The organism is Variovorax sp. 20P10.2.4 (assembly GCF_058244205.1).
This window is the reverse complement of record NZ_JBZAYE010000666.1, coordinates 1-3,821: the sequence shown is the minus strand read 5'-3', so window position 1 is coordinate 3,821 and position 3,821 is coordinate 1. Positions and strand designations below refer to the sequence as shown.

Below are 3,821 nucleotides of genomic sequence, written 5' to 3'. Positions count from 1 at the left end.
CAGTCGCTGCTCGCGCAGGCGCGCCGGCTGGTCGACCGCGGCATCCACGTGCTGATCGAGGGCGAGACCGGCAGCGGCAAGGAGGTGCTGGCGCGCGCGCTGCACGGCGCGAGCCGCCGCGCGGCCCTGCCCTTCGTGGCCGTGAACTGCGCGGCCATTCCCGATTCGCTGATCGAGAGCGAGCTGTTCGGCTATCTGCCCGGCACCTTCACCGGCGGCCGCAGCAAGGGCATGAAGGGCCTGATCGCGCAGGCCGATCGCGGCACGCTGTTCCTCGACGAGATCGGCGACATGCCGATGGCCCTGCAGACGCGGCTGCTGCGCGTGCTGTCGGAAGGCGAGGTGCTGCCGCTGGGCGGCGACGCGCCGCAGCGCGTGGACCTCGCGGTGGTGGCCGCCACGCACCGGGGCCTGAGTGAACTCGTGGCCGCGGGCCGCTTCCGCGAGGACCTCTACTACCGCCTGTGCGGCGCCGTGCTGAAGCTGCCGCCGCTGCGCGAGCGCGGTGATCGGCGCCACCTGATCGATCGCCTGTTCGCCGAGGAGGCCGCGGCGATGGATTCGAACGCGCGGCTGTCGGCCGAAGCGATCGAGGCGCTGATGGCGCACCGCTGGCCCGGCAACCTGCGCGAGCTGCGCAACGTGCTGCGGCTCGCGCTGGCGTTGTGCATGGGGCGCGAAGTGAGGGTGGAGGACCTGCGGTTGCCGGAGCGTGTTGCGGTGGCGATGCCCGCGACGGTCGTGGTCGATACAGCCGAGGACTCGGCCCCCGAATCGGACCGCCTGCTCACGGCGCTGCGCCAGCACCGCTGGCGCGTCGCGCAGGCGGCCGATGCGCTGGGCCTGAGCCGCGCCACCGTGTACCGGCACATGAAGCGGCTCGGCATCGTCGCGCCCCGGCGCGGCTGATCGCACACCGCTACAGCGCGGTCCACTCGTTCGATTCGTAGCAGGCCTTCAGTCGCTCGTGCAGCGGATGCGACACCGAGAACTCGGTCGCGTCGATGCGCCGCAGCGGCCGCACGGTGTCGGGCACGTTGGTCCAGAAAGCCAGCTCGAAATCCTTGATCTCGTCGATGCGGATGTCGCGCTCGACGAAGGGAATGCCATGCGAACGCATGCCCAGCCGCAGCAGGTGGATGGCACCGCCGGGCAGCGCGGGCGCGGTCGGCAGCACCACGCGGCGCCCGTCGTAGAAGCCGACGTTCCACGTGCTTCCCTCCGAGATGCTGCGCCGCGCGTCGAGGAACAGCGCGTCGTCGAAGCCCGCCGCCTGCGCGAGCTTGCGGTGGTGGAACAGGCCGACCGCGAGCGGCGACTGGGTGACGAACACGCCGGCGGGCATCGGCTTGGTGAGGTCGGCGAAGCCCGCCACGCGCGGGAAGACGTTGATGCGCACCAGCCAGGTCCGGTCGTCGTCGGGCACGGCCTCGCGCACCAGCCGGCGCACCCGCTCGCCCTCGAGCTCGCTGCCGAACAAAAGCCGCGTGCTGCGGTCCAGCCGGGCCAGCTGGAAGTCCAGCCCCTGCACGCTGCGCCGGCGGATGCGCATGGTGCTGAAGTGACCGTAGTTGGCGAGCGCCATCGCGCGCAGGTCGCCGACCGAGGGCGGCTCGCTGTCGATGCGGCCCACGGCCGGTGCGGGTGCGGGCACATCGGCCGCGCTGACGCCGCCGACGGCCGACAGGCCCATGGCGAGCATCGCGCGACGCCCGAGGAAGGAAGCGTTCTCGAATCGCATCTCAAGCTCCTGCAGTTGGAAAACCATGGCGCGCGCCGGCCCAGGCATCGACGAGAAAGGCCAGCACCGCGGCGTTGAAGTTCTGCGCCTGTTCGAAGTACGGCGAGTGCCCCGCGGCCGCGATCTCGACCACGCGGCTGCCCTCGACCTGGCGCGCGATGTCGCGCACCACCGCGGGCGTGACCACGCGGTCCTCGGCACCGACCACGAACAGCGTCGGGCAGCGCAGGCGTTGCAGGTCGTCGAGCGCGAGCAACTGCTCCGGCGCGAACAGCGCTGCGAGGCGCTCGCCCCATCCCGGGCCGCCGCGGTCGGCCGCGGCGCCGTGCACCGCGGGGTTGAACTGGTTGATCTGCCGGTACAGCCAGGCCATCGCGGGCCGCTCGCGCACGAAGGCCGGGCTCAGCGCGCGGTCCTCGAGCTCGGTCGCCGCCACCTCGCCGAGAAAGGCCGCGACGTTGGCCAGCATCCGGGGGTGGTCGATGGCCAGCGGCGAGTCGCAGCAGGCGAAGGCCCACACCCGCTCGGGATGGCCCAGCGCGAGCCGCGCGCCGGTCATGCCGCCGAGCGACTGGCACACCAGCGCGGCGCTGTCGATGCCCTCGGCATCGAGCACCGCGAGCGCATCGGCCACCAGCGCCTCGTGCCCGAAGGCCTCGAGCGGCGCGACCGAACGGCCGAAGCAGCGCGCGTCGAACGCGATGCAGGTGAAGCGCTGCGAGAACGCGGGAATCTGCTGCCACCAGGTCGCGGCATTCGATCCCGCGCCGTGGCAGAACAGCAGCGCCGGCCCCTGGCCCGTGCGCTCGTAATAGATGTCAACGCCGCCGGAATGCACAAAGCTCATGCCGATGCTCCTCGCGCGGCGCTCATTCGGGCCGCACGCCGATGCGGCGCGCGAGCGTGCGGTAGCGCTCGGCCTCGGCGGCCAGGAAGCGCGCGGCCTCGGCCAGGCTCATGCGTTCGGACACCTGCGAGCCCGAGGCCTCGAGGGTCGTGCGCACCTGCGGGTCGGCCAGCGTCGCCTGCAGCGCCTTGTGCAGGCGCTCGACCACGGCCTCGGGCGTGCCCTTGCGCACCATCGGCCCGGCCCAGGCACCGGCCTCGTAGTCGGCGGCGACGCGGCTTTCCGCGAAGGTCGGCACGTTCTTCATCTGCGCGAGGCGCTGCTTCGAAGCGACGGCGAGGATCTTGAGCCGGCCGGTCTCGGCCAGCCCCAGGTAGCCGGTGGTGAAGGGCATCAGCGCGAAGTCGAGGTTGGCGCCGCCCAGGTCCTGGATCAGCGGCGCGCCGCCGCTGTAGGGCACGTGCATGACCTTGGCATCCATGCGCGCAGCCAGGTCCTCGGCCGCGAGATGGAACATCGAGCCCACGCCCACGCTGCCGTAGGTCAGCGGCTGCGCGGCCGAAGAGCGCGCGAGTGCCGCGAAGGCATCGAGGTCGTCGGCGGCGAGCGCCTTGCGCGTCAGCAGCACCAGCGGGTTGTTGGTGGCCGGCGAGACCAGCAAGAAGTCCTCGAGCCTGAGCTTCACCGCGGCGCGCGCGAGCGGCGCGAGGATGACTTCGTTGGGCGAGCCCTGCAGCACCGTGTAGCCATCGGCCGGCGCGTTCAGCACCTTCTGCGCGGCCAGCGCCCCGCCCACGCCGCCGAGGTTCTCCACCAGCACCGGCTGGCCCAGCTCGCGGGCCATGCGCGGCGCGATGGCGCGGGCGATCACGTCGGCCGGGCCGCCCGCGGGATAGGGCACGACCCAGTTCACCGGCCTGGCGGGCCAGGCCTGCGCACCCGCGACCAGGGGAAGCACCGCGAGGCCGATGGCCAGGCGGCGCGCGATCCATGTGAGGCTCATCTCGAACTCCGGCTGTGGTTGACGTGGGAGCGGATGCTACAAACGCGGTCCCGTGCGGCACAGGACCTTTTCAGCCACTCGGGGTACACAATCCGCCAAGCCCATGATCCGCTTCGACCTCTACCTGCCGCATGGCGGCCTGCCCGGCAGCGTCTTCGGTGCCATCGACATCCTGCGCGAGGCGAACTCGCTGGCGCGTGCGCGCGCGGGACGGCGCATCGACGCGCCGG

4 protein-coding genes are annotated in these 3,821 nt (G+C 72.2%); 1 reads left to right on the top strand and 3 read right to left on the bottom strand.

What is annotated here, in order from left to right; translation table 11 throughout:
• Positions 1 to 909, top strand: a 909-nt coding sequence (locus AC27VN_RS35300) for a sigma-54-dependent Fis family transcriptional regulator (protein WP_490879621.1), incomplete at its 5' end; no start/stop codon positions are given.
• Between the two features lie 10 nt (positions 910 to 919).
• On the opposite strand, the gene AC27VN_RS35295 is transcribed toward AC27VN_RS35300, so the two are convergent.
• Genes AC27VN_RS35295 through AC27VN_RS35285 form a run of 3 tightly spaced genes read right to left on the bottom strand, consistent with a single transcriptional unit; the run spans position 920 to position 3,591 of the window.
• Complete coding sequence (locus tag AC27VN_RS35295; RefSeq protein ID WP_490879620.1) at positions 920 to 1,741, bottom strand: aminotransferase class IV; 822 nt, start codon at positions 1,739 to 1,741, stop codon at positions 920 to 922.
• Between the two features lies 1 nt (position 1,742).
• On the bottom strand, positions 1,743 to 2,588 hold the full coding sequence (locus AC27VN_RS35290; protein WP_490879619.1) for an alpha/beta fold hydrolase: 846 nt from the start codon (positions 2,586 to 2,588) through the stop codon (positions 1,743 to 1,745).
• A gap of 22 nt (positions 2,589 to 2,610) precedes the next feature.
• The gene (locus tag AC27VN_RS35285; RefSeq protein WP_490879618.1) at positions 2,611 to 3,591 is read right to left on the bottom strand and encodes a tripartite tricarboxylate transporter substrate binding protein; all 981 of its coding nucleotides are present in this window, start codon (positions 3,589 to 3,591) and stop codon (positions 2,611 to 2,613) included.
• Positions 3,592 to 3,821 lie beyond the last annotated feature (230 nt).

Excerpts from the sequence above, each read along its gene's own strand:
- AC27VN_RS35295 (WP_490879620.1), bottom strand. The coding sequence starts at position 1,741 with ATGCGATTCGAGAACGCTTCCTTCCTCGGGCGTCGCGCGATGCTCGCC.
- AC27VN_RS35290 (WP_490879619.1), bottom strand. The coding sequence starts at position 2,588 with ATGAGCTTTGTGCATTCCGGCGGCGTTGACATCTATTACGAGCGCACG.
- AC27VN_RS35285 (WP_490879618.1), bottom strand. The coding sequence starts at position 3,591 with ATGAGCCTCACATGGATCGCGCGCCGCCTGGCCATCGGCCTCGCGGTG.